At 26.8% G+C, this 15317-nt stretch carries 20 protein-coding genes; 13 read left to right on the top strand and 7 right to left on the bottom strand.

Going from position 1 to position 15317, the window contains the following annotated elements:
* The first annotated feature begins 130 nt into the window (after positions 1 to 130).
* Positions 131 to 1108, top strand: a complete 978-nt coding sequence (locus tag B0174_RS02150) for a DUF438 domain-containing protein (RefSeq protein WP_165790379.1) — start codon at positions 131 to 133, stop codon at positions 1106 to 1108.
* Between the two features lie 6 nt (positions 1109 to 1114).
* Here the strand turns inward: B0174_RS02150 and B0174_RS02145 are convergent, their stop codons facing one another.
* The gene (locus B0174_RS02145; RefSeq protein WP_108557997.1) at positions 1115 to 1303 is read right to left on the bottom strand and encodes a hypothetical protein; all 189 of its coding nucleotides are present in this window, start codon (positions 1301 to 1303) and stop codon (positions 1115 to 1117) included.
* Positions 1304 to 1382: 79 nt separating this feature from the next.
* Positions 1383 to 1775, bottom strand: a complete 393-nt coding sequence (locus B0174_RS02140) for a hypothetical protein (protein ID WP_108557996.1) — start codon at positions 1773 to 1775, stop codon at positions 1383 to 1385.
* Between the two features lie 268 nt (positions 1776 to 2043).
* Between B0174_RS02140 and B0174_RS02135 the strand changes: the two genes are divergently transcribed.
* The 9 genes from B0174_RS02135 (at position 2044) to B0174_RS02095 (ending at position 7673) form a co-directional block, all read left to right on the top strand.
* The gene (locus B0174_RS02135) at positions 2044 to 2505 is read left to right on the top strand and encodes a Fur family transcriptional regulator (protein WP_228156396.1); all 462 of its coding nucleotides are present in this window, start codon (positions 2044 to 2046) and stop codon (positions 2503 to 2505) included.
* 84 nt (positions 2506 to 2589) lie between these two features.
* Positions 2590 to 2904 (top strand): hypothetical protein, encoded by a 315-nt coding sequence (locus B0174_RS02130; protein WP_108557995.1) that lies wholly within the window; start codon positions 2590 to 2592, stop codon positions 2902 to 2904.
* On the top strand, positions 2905 to 3612 hold the full coding sequence (locus B0174_RS02125) for a ferritin-like domain-containing protein (protein ID WP_228156395.1): 708 nt from the start codon (positions 2905 to 2907) through the stop codon (positions 3610 to 3612).
* A 3-nt stretch (positions 3613 to 3615) separates the two neighbouring features.
* Entirely contained in the window at positions 3616 to 3852 is a 237-nt protein-coding gene (locus B0174_RS02120; protein ID WP_108557994.1) for a YtxH domain-containing protein, read from the top strand.
* Positions 3849 to 4211, top strand: coding sequence for a hypothetical protein (locus B0174_RS02115; protein WP_108557993.1), 363 nt, complete (start codon positions 3849 to 3851; stop codon positions 4209 to 4211). The genes B0174_RS02120 and B0174_RS02115 overlap by 4 nt, the downstream gene beginning before the upstream one ends.
* A complete protein-coding gene (locus B0174_RS02110) occupies positions 4204 to 4569 on the top strand; it encodes a hypothetical protein (protein WP_108557992.1) in 366 nt (121 codons plus the stop codon). The genes B0174_RS02115 and B0174_RS02110 overlap by 8 nt, the downstream gene beginning before the upstream one ends.
* Before the next feature lie 2 nt (positions 4570 to 4571).
* A complete protein-coding gene (locus B0174_RS02105) occupies positions 4572 to 6680 on the top strand; it encodes a heavy metal translocating P-type ATPase (RefSeq protein WP_165790378.1) in 2109 nt (702 codons plus the stop codon).
* Between the two features lie 181 nt (positions 6681 to 6861).
* Positions 6862 to 7092 (top strand): hypothetical protein, encoded by a 231-nt coding sequence (locus B0174_RS02100; protein ID WP_108557990.1) that lies wholly within the window; start codon positions 6862 to 6864, stop codon positions 7090 to 7092.
* Positions 7093 to 7154: 62 nt separating this feature from the next.
* Positions 7155 to 7673 carry an ankyrin repeat domain-containing protein gene (locus tag B0174_RS02095; protein WP_108557989.1) on the top strand — a complete coding sequence of 173 codons (519 nt, stop codon included), beginning with the start codon at positions 7155 to 7157 and terminating at the stop codon, positions 7671 to 7673.
* Positions 7674 to 7709: 36 nt separating this feature from the next.
* On the opposite strand, the gene B0174_RS02090 is transcribed toward B0174_RS02095, so the two are convergent.
* From B0174_RS02090 to B0174_RS02075, 4 genes are read right to left on the bottom strand one after another with little or no spacing between them, the layout of a single operon-like run.
* Complete coding sequence (locus tag B0174_RS02090) at positions 7710 to 8921, bottom strand: ABC transporter permease (RefSeq protein ID WP_108557988.1); 1212 nt, start codon at positions 8919 to 8921, stop codon at positions 7710 to 7712.
* A complete protein-coding gene (locus tag B0174_RS02085) occupies positions 8921 to 9625 on the bottom strand; it encodes an ABC transporter ATP-binding protein (protein ID WP_322873855.1) in 705 nt (234 codons plus the stop codon). The genes B0174_RS02090 and B0174_RS02085 overlap by 1 nt, the downstream gene beginning before the upstream one ends.
* Entirely contained in the window at positions 9615 to 10877 is a 1263-nt protein-coding gene (locus B0174_RS02080) for an efflux RND transporter periplasmic adaptor subunit (RefSeq protein ID WP_108557987.1), read from the bottom strand. The genes B0174_RS02085 and B0174_RS02080 overlap by 11 nt, the downstream gene beginning before the upstream one ends.
* Positions 10877 to 12058, bottom strand: coding sequence for a TolC family protein (locus B0174_RS02075; protein WP_108557986.1), 1182 nt, complete (start codon positions 12056 to 12058; stop codon positions 10877 to 10879). The genes B0174_RS02080 and B0174_RS02075 overlap by 1 nt, the downstream gene beginning before the upstream one ends.
* A gap of 153 nt (positions 12059 to 12211) precedes the next feature.
* On the opposite strand from B0174_RS02075, the gene exbB reads away from it, so the two are divergent.
* Genes exbB through B0174_RS02060 form a run of 3 tightly spaced genes read left to right on the top strand, consistent with a single transcriptional unit; the run spans position 12212 to position 13669 of the window.
* Entirely contained in the window at positions 12212 to 12637 is a 426-nt protein-coding gene (gene exbB, locus B0174_RS02070) for a TonB-system energizer ExbB (RefSeq protein WP_407641245.1), read from the top strand.
* Positions 12618 to 12995 (top strand): biopolymer transporter ExbD, encoded by a 378-nt coding sequence (locus B0174_RS02065; RefSeq protein WP_108557984.1) that lies wholly within the window; start codon positions 12618 to 12620, stop codon positions 12993 to 12995. The genes exbB and B0174_RS02065 overlap by 20 nt, the downstream gene beginning before the upstream one ends.
* The gene (locus B0174_RS02060) at positions 12992 to 13669 is read left to right on the top strand and encodes an energy transducer TonB (RefSeq protein ID WP_108557983.1); all 678 of its coding nucleotides are present in this window, start codon (positions 12992 to 12994) and stop codon (positions 13667 to 13669) included. Before B0174_RS02065 ends, B0174_RS02060 begins: the two co-directional genes overlap by 4 nt.
* Before the next feature lie 20 nt (positions 13670 to 13689).
* On the opposite strand, the gene B0174_RS02055 is transcribed toward B0174_RS02060, so the two are convergent.
* The gene (locus tag B0174_RS02055) at positions 13690 to 15303 is read right to left on the bottom strand and encodes a cation:proton antiporter (RefSeq protein WP_108557982.1); all 1614 of its coding nucleotides are present in this window, start codon (positions 15301 to 15303) and stop codon (positions 13690 to 13692) included.
* Positions 15304 to 15317 lie beyond the last annotated feature (14 nt).

Raw genomic sequence — 15317 nt, 5'->3', positions numbered from 1 at the left:
ATTTTGATATAGGTTATCATTATTATATATATTATCTTAATAGTTATTGAATTATTAACATCTTGATTAATATCATTGTTAATATACATCAATTTGCTATATTTCTCATAAATAAAAAGGAATAAACAAAATGGATAACTTAACTAATAATATAAACAACTTTCCACAAGGTCACCCTGTAAGAGTTTATCTTGAAGAAAACATCTTAATAAAACAACTTTTTGAAGAGCTTTTTAAAGTAGATATAAATACGGATTTTCAACTATTTTTCAATCTTTTCAACCAACTAAGTCAAGTTGAAAAACACTTTGCAAGAAAAGAGAATCAACTTTTTCCATATCTTGAAAAATATGGTTGGACAAGTCCTAGCCAAGGTATGTGGGCTTTTCATGACCAAATTAGAGCTGAAATAAAAAGTGTAAGAAAAAAAATCGAAGATAAAGATTTTGAAAACATATTAAATTCTTTAATTGTTGTATTTAATAGCTTATCTCAATTGATGTCAGTAGAAGAAAATAGACTTTTACCAAATGCTATGAATTTATTAAATGAAGATGACTGGAAAGAGATGTATGAAGGTGATTGTGAAATTGGTTGGATGTTTGCAACACCACCTGTTAGATACCCTGAAATTAAAGAAGAAGAGTATATTCACCCAAGTTTAGATACGAAAAAAAGAAAATTATCTTTTTCACTTGAAGATAGAACTCACTTTGATGAGGGATATTTAACTATGGAACAAGTTAATTTTATATTTAAATTTCTACCTGTTGATATTACTTATGTTGATGAAAATGACAAAGTTGTTTTTTATAATAGAGGTGATGAAAGAGTTTTCCCAAGAAGTGCTGGGATTATTGGAAGAGAAGTTAAGTTTTGTCATCCGCCAAAAAGTGTTGATCAAGTTTTAAAAATTCTTGAAGAGTTTAAAGCAGGACGACAAGACACAGCTGAGTTTTGGATTCAATTTAAAGGTAAATTTATTCATATTAGATATTTTGCAATTAGAGATGAAGAAAGAAATTATAAAGGTGTAATTGAAATGTCTCAAGATGTTAGTGAAATTAGAGCTCTTGAGGGTGAAAAAAGACTTTTAGACTGGAATTAAGAAAACTTAGGCTTTCTCCTTTTCCTGAAGGTTGGTTTTTCCACATTTAGGGCAAGGGTTTCCAGGATTTGAATAACAAGCATAACAAAATCTTGTATCACATCCCTCGCAAGTATATTTACAATGTTTACATACAAAAGTTCTTAAACGAACAACTTTTTTTTTCTCTTTGCTTTTAAATAACCAACCAAACATTGTACTTCCTTTTAAAAAATTCAAAGGAAGTATATTTGATAAAATTTATCTAAACAATGATTTATATCAAAACTATTTTTTATAATTTTATATTTCTACTCAAAAAAGAAATCATATCTTTATTTACTAAACTTAAAGCACTTTTTTCAACTCGTTCATTATCATTAAATTTTATCAAAGTATTTGTGTAGTTTTCAATTTTATCACTTAATTTTCTATCATTTATAAGTAAGATGATTTTTGCTGATGTTTTTCTTATTTCTCTTAATTGAAGAGTAATATTTGTAGAATCAGTTGATAATATATCTTCTGTTAATTTTGAAAATAATTCTACTTTTGTATTTCTAAGCCATTTATTTTGTTCTATTTTATTATTTATTTTTGAAGAGATTAAAGTATCTACTATTTTTGTAGCAACCGCTCCAACTAAGGCACTTTTTGCAACAGCTGTTAAAAGTGTAACATTTAACATAAAAATCCTTTTTATTTTTTTTGATTATATGTATAAATTACTTAATTTAGATTTAAAATGATAATTACAATCAATATTCTTTAAGATAATAAATGTTAATATCTACCTTTATAAAAGGAGTTATTTTGAAACAATTATTTAATCAAATAGACATTACAAATTCATCGTTATACAAAAAAAATGTTAAAATACATAATAATCTATGGAAATTATATGGTTTTACCTTATTTTTAAGTGTTATATTTATCTTCATAAAAGGTTTTAACTAATGGAAATTAATATAGAAAATAATCAAGAAATATCATTTGATATTTTTTTAAGAAATTTTAGAAACAATGTATCAAAGATAGGTTTAAAAAACTCAATTCAAAAAGATTATATATTAAAAATTTTATACTTTTCAAAAGAACATTTAACAGCTGATGAAATTTCAAATAAAATCAAACAAAATTATAATGTATCAATTGGAATCGCAACTGTCTATCGTGCTATGAAATTTTTCCATGATATAAAACTTATAAATCAATTAGATATTGGAGATGGTGTTATTAGATATGAACTAAATATTGCAGAACATCATGACCATCTTATTTGTACTTCTTGTGGAATTATTATAGAGTTTTCAGATGATGTAATAGAACTAAAACAAATCTCTATTGCAGAAAAAAATAATTTTATCTTAAAAGAACATGTTATGACTATTTATGGAATTTGTGAAACTTGCCAATAATAGAAGAATGATAATGATTTTTAATTTATAATAAGTTAAACTTAAGAGTACTTAAGAAAAAATACTAACAATGAAAGGATTATTTTGATTAGTACAGAAGATATTATAAAAATTGCTAGTTTTTTTTCAATTATCGCCCACACACCTGGAAGATTAAGAGTTAGAGTAAATCCTAAAATAAAAGATTCAGGTGGAAATATAACTATCAGTGATATTGAGAATTTACCAAATAAAATAGATGGAATAATTAGTATTAAAATAAATAAAATTATTGCATCTATTACAATCATTTACGAACCAACTATATTCAAACCAACTCATTGGGAAGATTTAGTTAAAAATGAAAATATAGATGAGTTATCTATATTAATAAATAGACTTGCAAAGGAGGTTATTTAATTGGAAACAAATTTGGAAACAAATACCGACGAAGCACTATTAATATCTGCTCGAATTGATGTAAATAGTCAAATTCCCATAACTTCTCAGATTTTAAGAATTGCTGTTTATGATGAATTTAAAGCTTATGAAACTTACACAAAAATAATTGAAAAATTTGGTTTAGTTCAACCTTTTGTAAATATAAAAGAAGCAGAAGCTGTTCATTATGCTGCACTTATAAAATTGATGGAAAAATATGGTGTTGAAGTTCCACTAAACGATTGGGCTTCAAAAATAGAAATCCCAAATACTTTAATAGAGTGTTGTGAATTGGGAGTTGCAGGTGAAATAAATAATATTGCAATGTACAATAATTTACTTGGATTTGCAGTTGAAAATGACATAAAAGATACTCTTTATAGACTTCAAGCAGCATCTTTTAATAATCATTTACCAGCTTTTAGAAATTGTGTTTTGACTCATTATAATAATGGAAATAATACAAATATTAATCCAGAAAATATTATGGAAAAACTTGGAGAATATCAAGTTATATTAGATGATATTATGAGTGGAAATATTGATGAAAGTTCAATCTCTAATATTTTTTCTAAATTAAATCTATCTATGGTTAGTGGTGCTGTTTTAGGAGCTGCAACAATTGCACTTTTAAATAATTACCTTTCAAAAAAGAATCTTACTGAAGAACAAGAAGAAGAGGAGTAGAAAATGCCTTTACCATTTATATTAGGATTAGCTGTGGGTGCCGGTGCTGTTGTTGCTTTTAAAAATAAAGATAAATTAAAAGAAAAAACTTCAAAATTATTTGAAAAATCAAAAGAGTTTGCAAATACTACTTTAGAAAAAACAAAAGAAAATGTAAACGAAATCAAAGAAACTATTTGTGCTACAAAAGAGTGTATAGAAGATAAGAAAAAAGAAAAAAGCAAGGATGAAGTATTATGAAAGATTTAACAATTAATACAGGAGCACCAAGAAATGTATTAGGACATGTAATTAGTGGTGCAGTTGCAAGTGCAATTATAAGTGGTGCAATTAATTATAAAAAAGCACAAAGTAGAGAAATCTCAAAAAAAGATGCTATAAAAGACACTATTAAAAGAACTTCACAAGGTGCTATTGTTACAGGAAGTGCGATTGCAACTGCAAACTATTTAGGTCAAAAAGGTGGATTGTTTAAAGCTCTTACAGCTGCAAGTATTGGAATGATGGGAATTTATGCAATTGAAGTAATTGAAGAAAAACTTGATCAAAAATATTTAACAAATGAAAATTGTCCAGTGGAAGAAGAAGATTATGAATAATCAAAATCATAATAATCAAGCAAGTCAATATGATATAAATATTGAGAATTCTAGACCAAAAAATAATCAAACAGGTGTTAATATAAATCAAAATCCGTATATTAATCAAAACTTTAATCCTTTACAAAATCCACAACAAACAAATATGACAACACAAAGTACTTTTACTAGTGGCGATTTTATAAAAGGAGCATTATTAGGAGCTGCTGTTACTTATCTTCTTACAAATAAAAATGCTCAAGATACTATCTTTAAGGCTTTTGGAAAAGGAAGTCAACTTTTTAGTGCTGGAATTGAAGAGTTAAAAGAAAGATATGAAGATACAAAAGCTCAAATGCAAGCTAATCAAGAACAGTAATTATGAATAAATTTATTAAAGTACATCAAACGAATCTAAGATTTAGATACAAATATTTTTTATTAAAAGATGAATTTATAGATGAAAATATCTTAAAAAACTATTTTGAAAAAATAAAAGATATAAAAAATGTACGAATAAATAAAAAAGCTTTTAGTATTATTTTTGAATTACATAAAGATATAAGTTTACAAATTGAAGAGATTTTAAATACTCTTACTATTGAGGATTTATTAAAATCTTGTGAAGATGAAGTGGCCGCTGTTTGTATTTCTTGTGTTGGAAGTGAAGAACCATCACTAAATGGAATAATAAGAGCAAGCAGTGCTTTGATTGCTGAAAGATTTATTAAAAATGATTTATTAAAAGCAGGAGTTACAACAGGTGCTTCAATTCCTTTATTAATTGAGGGTTCAAAAGAGCTTTTAAAACAGGGATTAACTTCAAAAGTTTTAGAAAGTGCAGCTGTTGCTATTTCTATTTATAGAAAAGATTATTTAGCTGCAAACTCTACAAATGCAATGCTTGAACTTGGTGAATATATTGAAGAAACAACTGTTCATAAAAGTGATGATTTATTAAAAGAACTTTCAAAACCAAATGTTGAAGAAGCTTGGATAGAAAAGAAAATCGATGGAAAAATCACTGAAATTTTAGTAAAAAGTAAAGATATTGAAATTGGCGATATTGTAGTTGTTGGAGTTGGAAATACAATTGCAGTTGATGGGCATATTGTTGAGGGAACTGGAAGTGTAAACCAAGTTTCAATGACGGGAGAAGCTGAACCTATAATAAAATATAGAGGTGATAGAGTAATTTCAGGAACAATTGTTGAAGAGGGAAGATTTAGGATTTGGGCTGAAAATGTTGGTGCAAACACAGCAACTCAAAGAATAAAACACTACATTGAAAACTCTTTAAATGAAAAATCATCTGTTCAATTAAAAGCAAATAAATTAGCAAATAAACTAGTACCTGTAACGCTTGGACTGGCGACTGTTTCATATATTTTTGCAAAAGATTTTGAACGAGTGGCTTCTATTTTACAAGCTGATTATTCATGTGCTTTAAAACTTGCAACACCCGTTGCATTTAAATCAACTATTTCCAAAGCTGGTCATAATGGAATTATGATAAAAGGTGCAAAATCAATTGAGGCTTTAAGTAATGCTGATACTTTTGTATTTGATAAAACAGGAACTTTAACAGGTGGAGAACTTGAAGTTATTTGTGTGGAATCATATGATGATAACTGGAGTGAAGATGAACTTTTAAATCTTACAGCTTCAACAGAAGAACACTATTTTCATCCAGTTGCAGAAGCTGTTGTGAAAGCCGCTAAACAAAGAGGTTTTGTTCATATGCACCATGAAGAAGTTGAGTTTATTGTAGCACATGGAGTAAAAACTGAAGTAAAAGAAAAATCTGTAATTATTGGAAGTCGTCACTTTTTAGAAGATGATGAAAAAATTGATTTTACTGAACATAAAGATAAAATTGAAAATTCTCTAAGAGATGGAAGAACTTTACTTTACATAGGTTACGATGGGAAACTTTTAGGAACTATTACATTAGCTGATGAATTAAGACATAATGCTAAAGCAGCAATTTTACGACTTAAAAAACTAGGTGTTAAAAATATCATTATGTTAACAGGTGATACAAAACAAAAAGCTCAAATGATTGCAGATGAGTTAGGTATTGATGAAGTAAAAGCTGAACTTTTACCACAAGATAAAGCAATAATAGTAAAAGAACTTATGGCTAAAGGTAAAAAAGTAGCTTTTGTGGGAGATGGAATAAATGATGCTCCAGCACTTATCTCAGCTCATGTTGGAATTTCTATGAGTAGAGGTGCTGATATTGCAAAAGCAACTGCTGATATATCTTTGTTAAAAGATGATATTATGGCTGTTGTTGAAGCAAAAGAGTATGCAAATAAAACTATGAATTTAATTAACAATAATTTTAATGCAACAGTAGGAATAAACTCTTGTATCCTAGCAGGTGCTACAATTGGAGTATTTTCTCCAATAGTAACAGCTGTTTTGCATAATGGAACTACAATTGGCTTATTGTTTAATTCAATAAAAGGTGTTAAAGTAAAATAGTATATGATAATAATTATCAGTTCTATTTAAGATTTCTTTGATAGAATTGTGATAATTATTATCAAAAGGAATACTATGCCAATATTATTATTAGCAACAGCATTAACAGCTGTATTAACTATGAAAACTGTAACTAAAACCGTAAAAACAATGGAACGAAGAAAAAAAAGGAACCAACGAGATGAAATTTGATTTAGAACTTCAAAAAGAAACTGCAAAAATTGGAATGACAGCAACACTTGGTGCTACTGTTGTAACTTCTATGTTCATGAAAAATAGCGTAGCTAAAAAAGTACATGTTGTAGCTGGTGTTGCATTTTGTGGTTTTGCACTTTGGCATCATATGCTTTACCAACCAAAAAAATCTAAACAACTTAAACAATCAAAAGAAATAAAACCTCAAATAGACTAAATTTAAACTTCACTTAAGATTCTTTATATTATGATATTGATTATCAATATAAAGGATTTAAAATGTCTAATAATATCTTTTTAAATAACAACATAGAAGAACAACTGTTAAATAAAATCTTCTTTACTTTAATAACAAAAGATAAGTGGGATACTTTATTAGAAGTATTATCACTCAAAGTTATTGATATAAATACAAAAGATTTTAGAGGAAGAAATGCTTTGTTTTGGGCGATAAACAAAGGAAATATTTCTTCAATAGAAAAACTAATGCAACTAAACATTAGTACAGAGGTTTCACCTAATTTATCAGCAATTAATTATGCTGTTTATAAAGACAATGTAAAAGTAATAAAATGCCTTAGAAATTGTGGTGTAAATTTGAATGAAATAGATGATATAAATTCTACTCCAATTATTTATGCAGTTTTATATAATAAATTAAATAGTATAAATTATCTAATTGATAATGGTGCTAATTTAGAACATGAAGATTTTCTAGGAAATAGTGCCTTAAATCTAGCGCACAATCTAAAAATAGAGTATCTAATACAAAAATTTAAAATCCTTCAATCAAAATAAAATCTTCTCTATAATAGAAAAGATTTTATTTCAAATTTATTCATATCTTAAAGCATCAATAGGATTTAATCTTGCTGCTTTTCTAGCAGGAAAATATCCAAAAACAACTCCAATAAGTGTCGAGAAGAAAAATGAAATCATAATTATTTGATTGTTTATGATAAATGGTAAATCTATCATAATTACAGTTCCATATCCAATACCTAAACCTAAGATTATTCCTATTATTCCACCCAAAGTTGATAAAACAATAGCTTCAACTAGAAATTGAAGTAAAACTTCATTTTCCATAGCACCAATAGCAAGTCTTGTTCCTATTTCTCTGGTTCGCTCAGTTACGGAAACTAACATTATATTCATAATTCCAATTCCTCCAACAAGTAAAGAAATTCCTGCAATTGAGCCTAAAAGATAAGTTAACATTTTTGTTGTTGATGTCATTGCTGAAAGTGTTTCTTGCATATCTCTAATATGAAAATTATCAGGTTCATCAACTCTTAAACTTCTTCTTTCTTGCATTAAAGATGTTATTTCAGTTTTTGCATTTTCAATAAATTCTCCATCTGTTATTGAAATCAAAATTGATGAAATATCTTTATCTCCCTTGATTTTTTGTTGATACATTTTAAGTGGAATTATTATTATTTCATCTTGATCATTTCCAAAAGCCGCTGCCCCTTTTGATTTTAAAATTCCAATTACATTACAACTTAGATTTTTAAGTCTTATATTTACGCCAATTGCGTTCTCTTCACCAAAAAGTTGTTTTAATATAGAAGTACCTATTAAGCAAGATGATTTTCCATTACTTAATTCATGTTCATCAAAAATTCTTCCATCTGTAACTTCCCAATCCTTGATTATAAAATAATCGTTACTTGTTCCAATAACAGAAGAACTCATACTTTTATTTCCATAAACAATATTTATTTTAGTTGAATTTTCTGCTGCAACTGCTTTTATATTTTGAACTTCATTTTTTATAGCACTAATATCACCTTCAGTAAATGGTTTTGCACTATTATCTTCTCTTGGACCTCCACGCTTCTCTTGCCCAACTCTAAGAGTCAACATATTTGTTCCAAGTTTGGAAATACTTTGTTTTACATTTTCAGTTGTTCCATCACCTATCATTACCATAGCAATAACAGATGCAACCCCAATTACAATCCCAAGAATTGTAAGAAATGATCTTAAAAGATTTCTTTTTATCTCTTTTATAGCTATTAAAAAGGCATTTATTAACATTATTTAAATCCTTTTTTTAAACTATCTTCAATATGTCCATCTCTAAAATATATAATTCTATTTGCAAAAGATGCCATTTCTTCTTCATGTGTTACCATAATTACGGTGATATTTTCATCTTCATTTAACTGTTTTAATAAATTCATAATTTCCATACTTTTTATACTATCAAGATTTCCTGTTGGTTCATCTGCTAATAATACTAAAGGAGATGAAACAATAGCTCTTGCAATTGCAACTCGTTGTTGTTGTCCACCTGAAAGTTGAGCAGGAGTGTTATTAACGACACTTTGAAGCCCTACTTTACTTAATGCTTCAAAGGCTAACTCTTTTCTTTGTTTAGATGGAATTTTTCTATAAACTAAGGGAAGTTCAACATTTTCTAAAGCACTTGTTCTTCCTAAAAGATTAAAACTTTGAAAAACAAATCCTAAATAGGTTCTTCGTAAAAGTGCCATTTGATTTCTATTTAAATTTTCTACATTAATTCCATTAAATAAATATTCCCCGCTACTTGGTTTATCTAAACATCCTATCATATTCATAGCAGTTGATTTTCCACTTCCACTAGCTCCCATAATAGCTACAAATTCTCCTTCTTTTATAGAAAGATTTACACCATTTAAAGCATAGGTTTTAGCATCCCCAATTCCATAAGTTTTAACTATATTTTTGAATTCAATAATAGTTTTTTTACTTTGCATTATCACTCTTTTGTGAAACAATTAGCTCATCATCAATTTTTAAATCATTAGATTCAACAGTTGTTGATTTTCCATCTGTTTCCAAAACCTTTACCATAATCTTTTTGGGTTGATTATTTTCTAAAATATATATAGGTAAAAACTCTTTTTTAGCCATTTCTTTAGGTGCATTTCCACCTTGTGGTCGTCTAGGTCCTTGCGAAAAATTCATCGTATTTGTTTTTTGTTCAGTTTGAATTTTTGGTTTAAATCTTAAAGCTGTATTTGGAATAATTAATTTGTCAATACTTTGTTTTGTAATAATTTGTGCAGTTGCTGTCATTCCAGGTCTTAAAAGTAACTCTTCATTTTCAACTCCAACAATTGTTTCATAAGTAACAACTCCATTAACAGTAACAGGATTTAGTCTTACTTGTTTTATTTTTCCTTTAAAAGTTCTATTAGGATAAGCATCCACAGAGAAAGTTACAGCTAAATCTTTTTTTATATCAGAAACATCTGATTCATCAATACTTATAATTAAATCCATTTGAGTCAAATCTTTTGCCAAAGTAAATAATTTTGGAGCAGACATTGTAGCTGCTAAAGTTTGTCCAACTTCAACAGCTCTATTTAAAACTATTCCTTTGATTGAAGATTTTACATATGCTTTATCTAAATTTTGTAATGATGTTTTTAAAGTAGATTCAGATTGTTGAACTTTAGCTTTTGAAGCCTCCAAAGATGAAGAAGCAGCTTCATAAGCAAATCTTGTATCATCAAGCTCATTTATTGAGGGATATTTTCCACCTGAACTGTTATACATCTTTAAAGTTCTATCATAAACTACTTTTTTATTTCTAAGATTCACTTCACTCTCTTTAGAATTAGCTTTTGCAATAGCTAAAGAGGCTAATTGTCCATCTACATCTGATTGTAGTTTTCTTGTATCAAGTACAGCTAAAAGTTGCCCTACTTCAACTTCATCATTAAAATCAACATAAATCTCTTTTAATGTTCCTGATACTTCAACCCCAATTTCAACACTATTTGTTGGATTTAAAGTTCCAGTGGCACTTACAATTACAGACAAATCTCCACGAGTTACTTTTTTCATATTATATGAAGCAATTTCTACTTTTTGTGTTTTATTTATAAAAAAGTAATAAAATCCTGTAGCTAAACATAAAATTATAAAAATTATAAAATAATATTTTTTCCAAGAATTTTTATTTGAATAATTATTTAATTCATTTTGTAAATTTGTATTCATTAAATATCAGCCTTTGTTTTAAAGTATAGTTTTGAGTATTGAAGTTTTTTATTAATATCATTTATTTGTAAATCATATTCATTTATTATTTTTGTATTTTGTAAAACTTCTAAATCAAAATCAGAAGTCATTCCAGCAGAATTTGAACTTTTATTAACCATAATCAAATCATCATATAATTTTAAATTACTAGCAATAGTTTTCCCCTGCTCTTCATAAGTATTTATTTGAGCTAAAATTTGTTCATATTCATAAACTAACTCATTTTGTATATCCGTTACATTTACTTTTTGTTTTAATACTTCCAGTTTTGATTTCTCTAGTTTTGCATCTTTTGTAATATCAAATAAAGGCATTGAAGCAGTTAATCCAATACTTCCGGCCTCATTATTTTCTTGATTTTCATTATTTTTATATGTAGCATTTGTACTTAAACTTACTTTTGGTAAATATGAACTTTTTAGTTGTTTATAACTTGTATCAAATAGATTAATTTTTGAGTTTTCATATCTAATATTTAAATTATCTTTTACAAATTTATTTTTATCAATAATTCTAAAATCAATGATTTTTATTTCATCATATTTAAAACTAGTATATTTTGATAGTTCATATTCTTTATCTTTTAAAGAATTTTTTAAAGAAATATTCTCTTTTTGTTGATTGTTTTTTGACATAATTGCATTATTCAAATCAATAATATCAACTTTTCCTGCTTCATATTGAATTCTTTTTAAAATAAGTTCTATATCTTTATTTTTTAATGCATAATCACTTTGTTCTATTTGAAGCTTTAGTTTTTTTATATTTAAAAGTGTTTCAAAAATAGTTTGTAAAATCGCAATATTCTCATTTTCCCATGCTATTGTTTCTGAAATCAACTCTTCGTTAGCATATTTAATTCCTAATTCTATTCCACCTGATTCATATATACTTTGGGTTAAACTCAACCCAACACTTCTATTCATATCTGAATTTTCACTTACTGTAAAATCACGGCTTTTACCCAAACTTGAACTTAAATTAATTGTTCCAATCCAATCATCTTTTGCACTCTCGTACTTCTTTTGTATAACTTCTTTTTCTATTTGTCTTAACTCTTTTTTATCTTTTTGCAAAAGATCTAACTCATTTGAAAAGAGTAAAGAACAAAGTAAAGAAGGAATAATAATTTTCTTCAAAAAAGCTCCTTTTTTTAATTATCGCAATTGTATATGATTTGTTTTAATGAATCTTTAACAAAATATTAACTTTCTATTTCAATTAAGATAATTATTATCAATATTGTATTATTATTCCCTTTATAAAATCTAAAAAGGATCGCAAAAATGGATATGAATATAGAAACTCTAAAACATACAGTTGACTATGGAGTAATAGGACTTCTTGTTTTTATGAGTTTTATTGCTGTTTGGTTTTTTATAGAAAGAATTTTCTTTTATAAAAAAATCAACATAACTTCTTATAAAAATAAGAAACACTTAGATGTTGCATTAACAAAACATCTTACAATTATAGGCACTATTGCTTCAAATTCTCCTTATATTGGACTACTTGGAACTGTGTTAGCAATTATGCTTACATTTATGACTATGAGTAATGGTGACATAGAAGCTGCTAAAATTATGGCATCTTTAGCTTTAGCTTTAAAAGCCACTGCAGTTGGTTTAGTTGTGGCAATTATTTCAATGGTATTTTATAATATTTTAAGTAGATACGCCGAAGTTTTGGAGAGTTTATATGAAACTGAAGAAATATGATTCAATAAATGTAATACCATTTATTGATGTTTTACTTGTACTTTTAGCAATTGTTTTATTAACATCTACCTTTATTTCAAAAGGTATTATTCCTATATCTTTACCAACTGCTTCAAATGCAGACAATCTAAAACCAGATAAAGAGATAATTTTAGTTATTCAAGAAAATGGTGAAATACTTATTGAAAATAAAGTAGAAATCTTAGAAGATGTAGAAAGAATAATTTTATTATCATCAAAAGAAACTCCAATACATATAAATACAGATAAAAATACAAAGTTTGAATCTTTTGTTCAAGTTTTAGATTTATTAAAAAAACATAATTTTTCAAATGTTTCAATAGTGACGAAAAAATGACTAGATATTTAAACTCATTTTTTATAACTATGGTTTTATACCTATTTGCTGTATTTTTTTTCTTTTTTCTTTTTGCTGATTCAGTAATTATTCCTGAAAAAGAAGAAAGAATAATTTCAATTAATCATATTAAAGTAGCACAACAACAGCCAACTCCTCAAGAAAGTGTTAGTGAGCCTGTGCCTGAGAAAGAAGTTGAGCCTGTGCCGATAGTTGAAAAGAAAATTCACAAACCTAAAAAAGAAAAAAGACATGAAGATAAAAAGCGTGAACATAAAAAACCAATACAAGAACCAATAAAACAGATTGTTGAAGAGCCAAAAGAAGAAGTTATTCCAAATATTAAACCAGTGGAAAACACTCCGATTTCAAATGAACTAGAAAATCTTGAAGCTTTATATTTATCTCAATTAAGAGCTAAAATTGAAAAAAATAAGGTTTATCCAAATAGCGCAAAAAGATTAAATCAAAAAGGAAAAGTTTATGTAACTTTTACTCTTTCAAAAGATGGACAAATCACAAATATAAAAATTAGTAAAAGTTCAGATTTTGATAAATTAGATGAAGCAGCTTTAAAAATTTTAACTGATATAAAAGCAATTGAACCAATTCCTAAAGAGTTAAATAAAAACAGTTGGGAAATAACTGTTCCTATTGTTTATCAAATCAAATAACTAAAGAAATTAATCTTTAGTTATGTAAGCCTACAATACATTATTTCATCAACAACTGCTCTTGCTATTTGTTTTGTTTCAACAATAACATGTTTTAAATGCAGACCTTTTAATGCCTCTCTTTCTTCATCTGTTGTAACAGTTACAATTGTTTTACTATTATGCGTTAAATCATTAACTGCTTGACAAATAAGATGTAAAATATCAGGATTATTAACAGCCACAATTACTGCTGATGCTTTTTTGATATTTATTGAATTTAAAATATGTCTTTGTGCCGCATTTCCAAAAACTATTGGCTCGCCTTTGTCTTTTCCTATTTGATAAAATTTTACATTATGCTCTAAAACAACATAATTTTGACCAAATGTTTTTAACTCTTCAACAATTGCCTGACCAAATCTTCCATATCCTAAAACAACAACATGATTTTCTGTATCTTTCGCGACATTATATGTATTTGTTATCATCATAACATCTTCAGGAATTAATCTAGCCGTTGCTTTTGAAAGATTTTTTAGAATAATTGGTGTTAAAATCATTGATATTACAATTGTTACGATTAATATTTGAGAATATGTTATATCAATTAAATTTTGACTACGCGCAAGTTCTAAAATAGCCAATGAAAATTCACCTATTTGTATCAAAGAAAGTGCTGTTTTAAAAGCTACTCTTTTATTATCTTCATATCTTACGAGAGTATAAATTACTACAAATTTTAATCCCATAACTAAAGGTAACAAAATAGCAATAATCCAAGCATATTCAAAAATTACTTTAAAATTTATCTGTAACCCAACTGTTATAAAAAACACACCTAAAAGTATATTTCTAAAAGGAATAAGGTCAGCTTCAACTTGATGTTTAAATTTAGTTTCTGAAATCATCATTCCTGCAATAAATGCTCCTAAAGAATATGAAAATCCAAAATAATATGCTAAATAAGCAGACCCAACAGCTAAAAGTAAAACAGAAGCTACAAATAATTCATCAGATTTTGTACCTGATACATATCTTAAAAATGGCTCTAACAAATATCTACCACTAAAATATAATAAAGCCAATAACACAATAGCAGCTAAAATAGTTTTTCCAATAGTAAAAATCAAAGCCCCTTCTTCTGTCATAGAAAAAAATGAAATCATTAAAAGTATTGGAATAACTGCAATATCTTGCATGATTAAAATTCCAAAAACTCTTCTTCCATGTGGTTTATTTATTTCTTTTGTTTCATTAAAAGTTTTTAAAACAATTGCCGTTGAAGATAATGATAAAACTGTTCCAATAATTAACGCCGTTTGAGTATTAAATCCTATTACAAATCTTGCAATTAAATATACAAAAATTGTCGTTATTACAATTTGTAAAGTTCCTGTAAAAAACACTTCTCTTCTGATTTTTTTTAAATGATTTAAAGAAAATTCTAAACCTATTGTAAACATTAAAAAAACTACTCCAAACTCTGCAATCTCTTTTAATTCATGATTATCAGCAGCTGAGTGTAAATTAAAAGTGTAGGCAATAATTGTACCTGTTAAAATATATCCAATAATTGTGGGTAATTGCACTTTTTTTAATATTAGATTTAAAACTAGAGTAATAAGTGTTGTTGCAACAATAATTCCTAACATTTAATTCCTTTATA

The sequence above is a fragment of the Arcobacter caeni genome (assembly GCF_003063245.1).
Lineage (GTDB): Bacteria > Campylobacterota > Campylobacteria > Campylobacterales > Arcobacteraceae > Aliarcobacter > Aliarcobacter caeni.
This window is presented reverse-complemented; position numbering and strand designations above follow the sequence as displayed.

Coding starts and splice junctions, on each gene's coding strand:
- B0174_RS02150 (WP_165790379.1), top strand. CDS start 131: ATGGATAACTTAACTAATAATATAAACAACTTTCCACAAGGTCACCCT.
- B0174_RS02145 (WP_108557997.1), bottom strand. CDS start 1,303: ATGTTTGGTTGGTTATTTAAAAGCAAAGAGAAAAAAAAAGTTGTTCGT.
- B0174_RS02140 (WP_108557996.1), bottom strand. CDS start 1,775: ATGTTAAATGTTACACTTTTAACAGCTGTTGCAAAAAGTGCCTTAGTT.
- B0174_RS02135 (WP_228156396.1), top strand. CDS start 2,044: ATGGAAATTAATATAGAAAATAATCAAGAAATATCATTTGATATTTTT.
- B0174_RS02120 (WP_108557994.1), top strand. CDS start 3,616: ATGCCTTTACCATTTATATTAGGATTAGCTGTGGGTGCCGGTGCTGTT.
- B0174_RS02115 (WP_108557993.1), top strand. CDS start 3,849: ATGAAAGATTTAACAATTAATACAGGAGCACCAAGAAATGTATTAGGA.
- B0174_RS02110 (WP_108557992.1), top strand. CDS start 4,204: ATGAATAATCAAAATCATAATAATCAAGCAAGTCAATATGATATAAAT.
- B0174_RS02105 (WP_165790378.1), top strand. CDS start 4,572: ATGAATAAATTTATTAAAGTACATCAAACGAATCTAAGATTTAGATAC.
- B0174_RS02100 (WP_108557990.1), top strand. CDS start 6,862: ATGAAATTTGATTTAGAACTTCAAAAAGAAACTGCAAAAATTGGAATG.
- B0174_RS02095 (WP_108557989.1), top strand. CDS start 7,155: ATGTCTAATAATATCTTTTTAAATAACAACATAGAAGAACAACTGTTA.
- B0174_RS02090 (WP_108557988.1), bottom strand. CDS start 8,921: ATGTTAATAAATGCCTTTTTAATAGCTATAAAAGAGATAAAAAGAAAT.
- B0174_RS02085 (WP_322873855.1), bottom strand. CDS start 9,625: ATGCAAAGTAAAAAAACTATTATTGAATTCAAAAATATAGTTAAAACT.
- B0174_RS02080 (WP_108557987.1), bottom strand. CDS start 10,877: ATGAATACAAATTTACAAAATGAATTAAATAATTATTCAAATAAAAAT.
- exbB (WP_407641245.1), top strand. CDS start 12,212: ATGAATATAGAAACTCTAAAACATACAGTTGACTATGGAGTAATAGGA.
- B0174_RS02065 (WP_108557984.1), top strand. CDS start 12,618: ATGAAACTGAAGAAATATGATTCAATAAATGTAATACCATTTATTGAT.
- B0174_RS02060 (WP_108557983.1), top strand. CDS start 12,992: ATGACTAGATATTTAAACTCATTTTTTATAACTATGGTTTTATACCTA.
- B0174_RS02055 (WP_108557982.1), bottom strand. CDS start 15,303: ATGTTAGGAATTATTGTTGCAACAACACTTATTACTCTAGTTTTAAAT.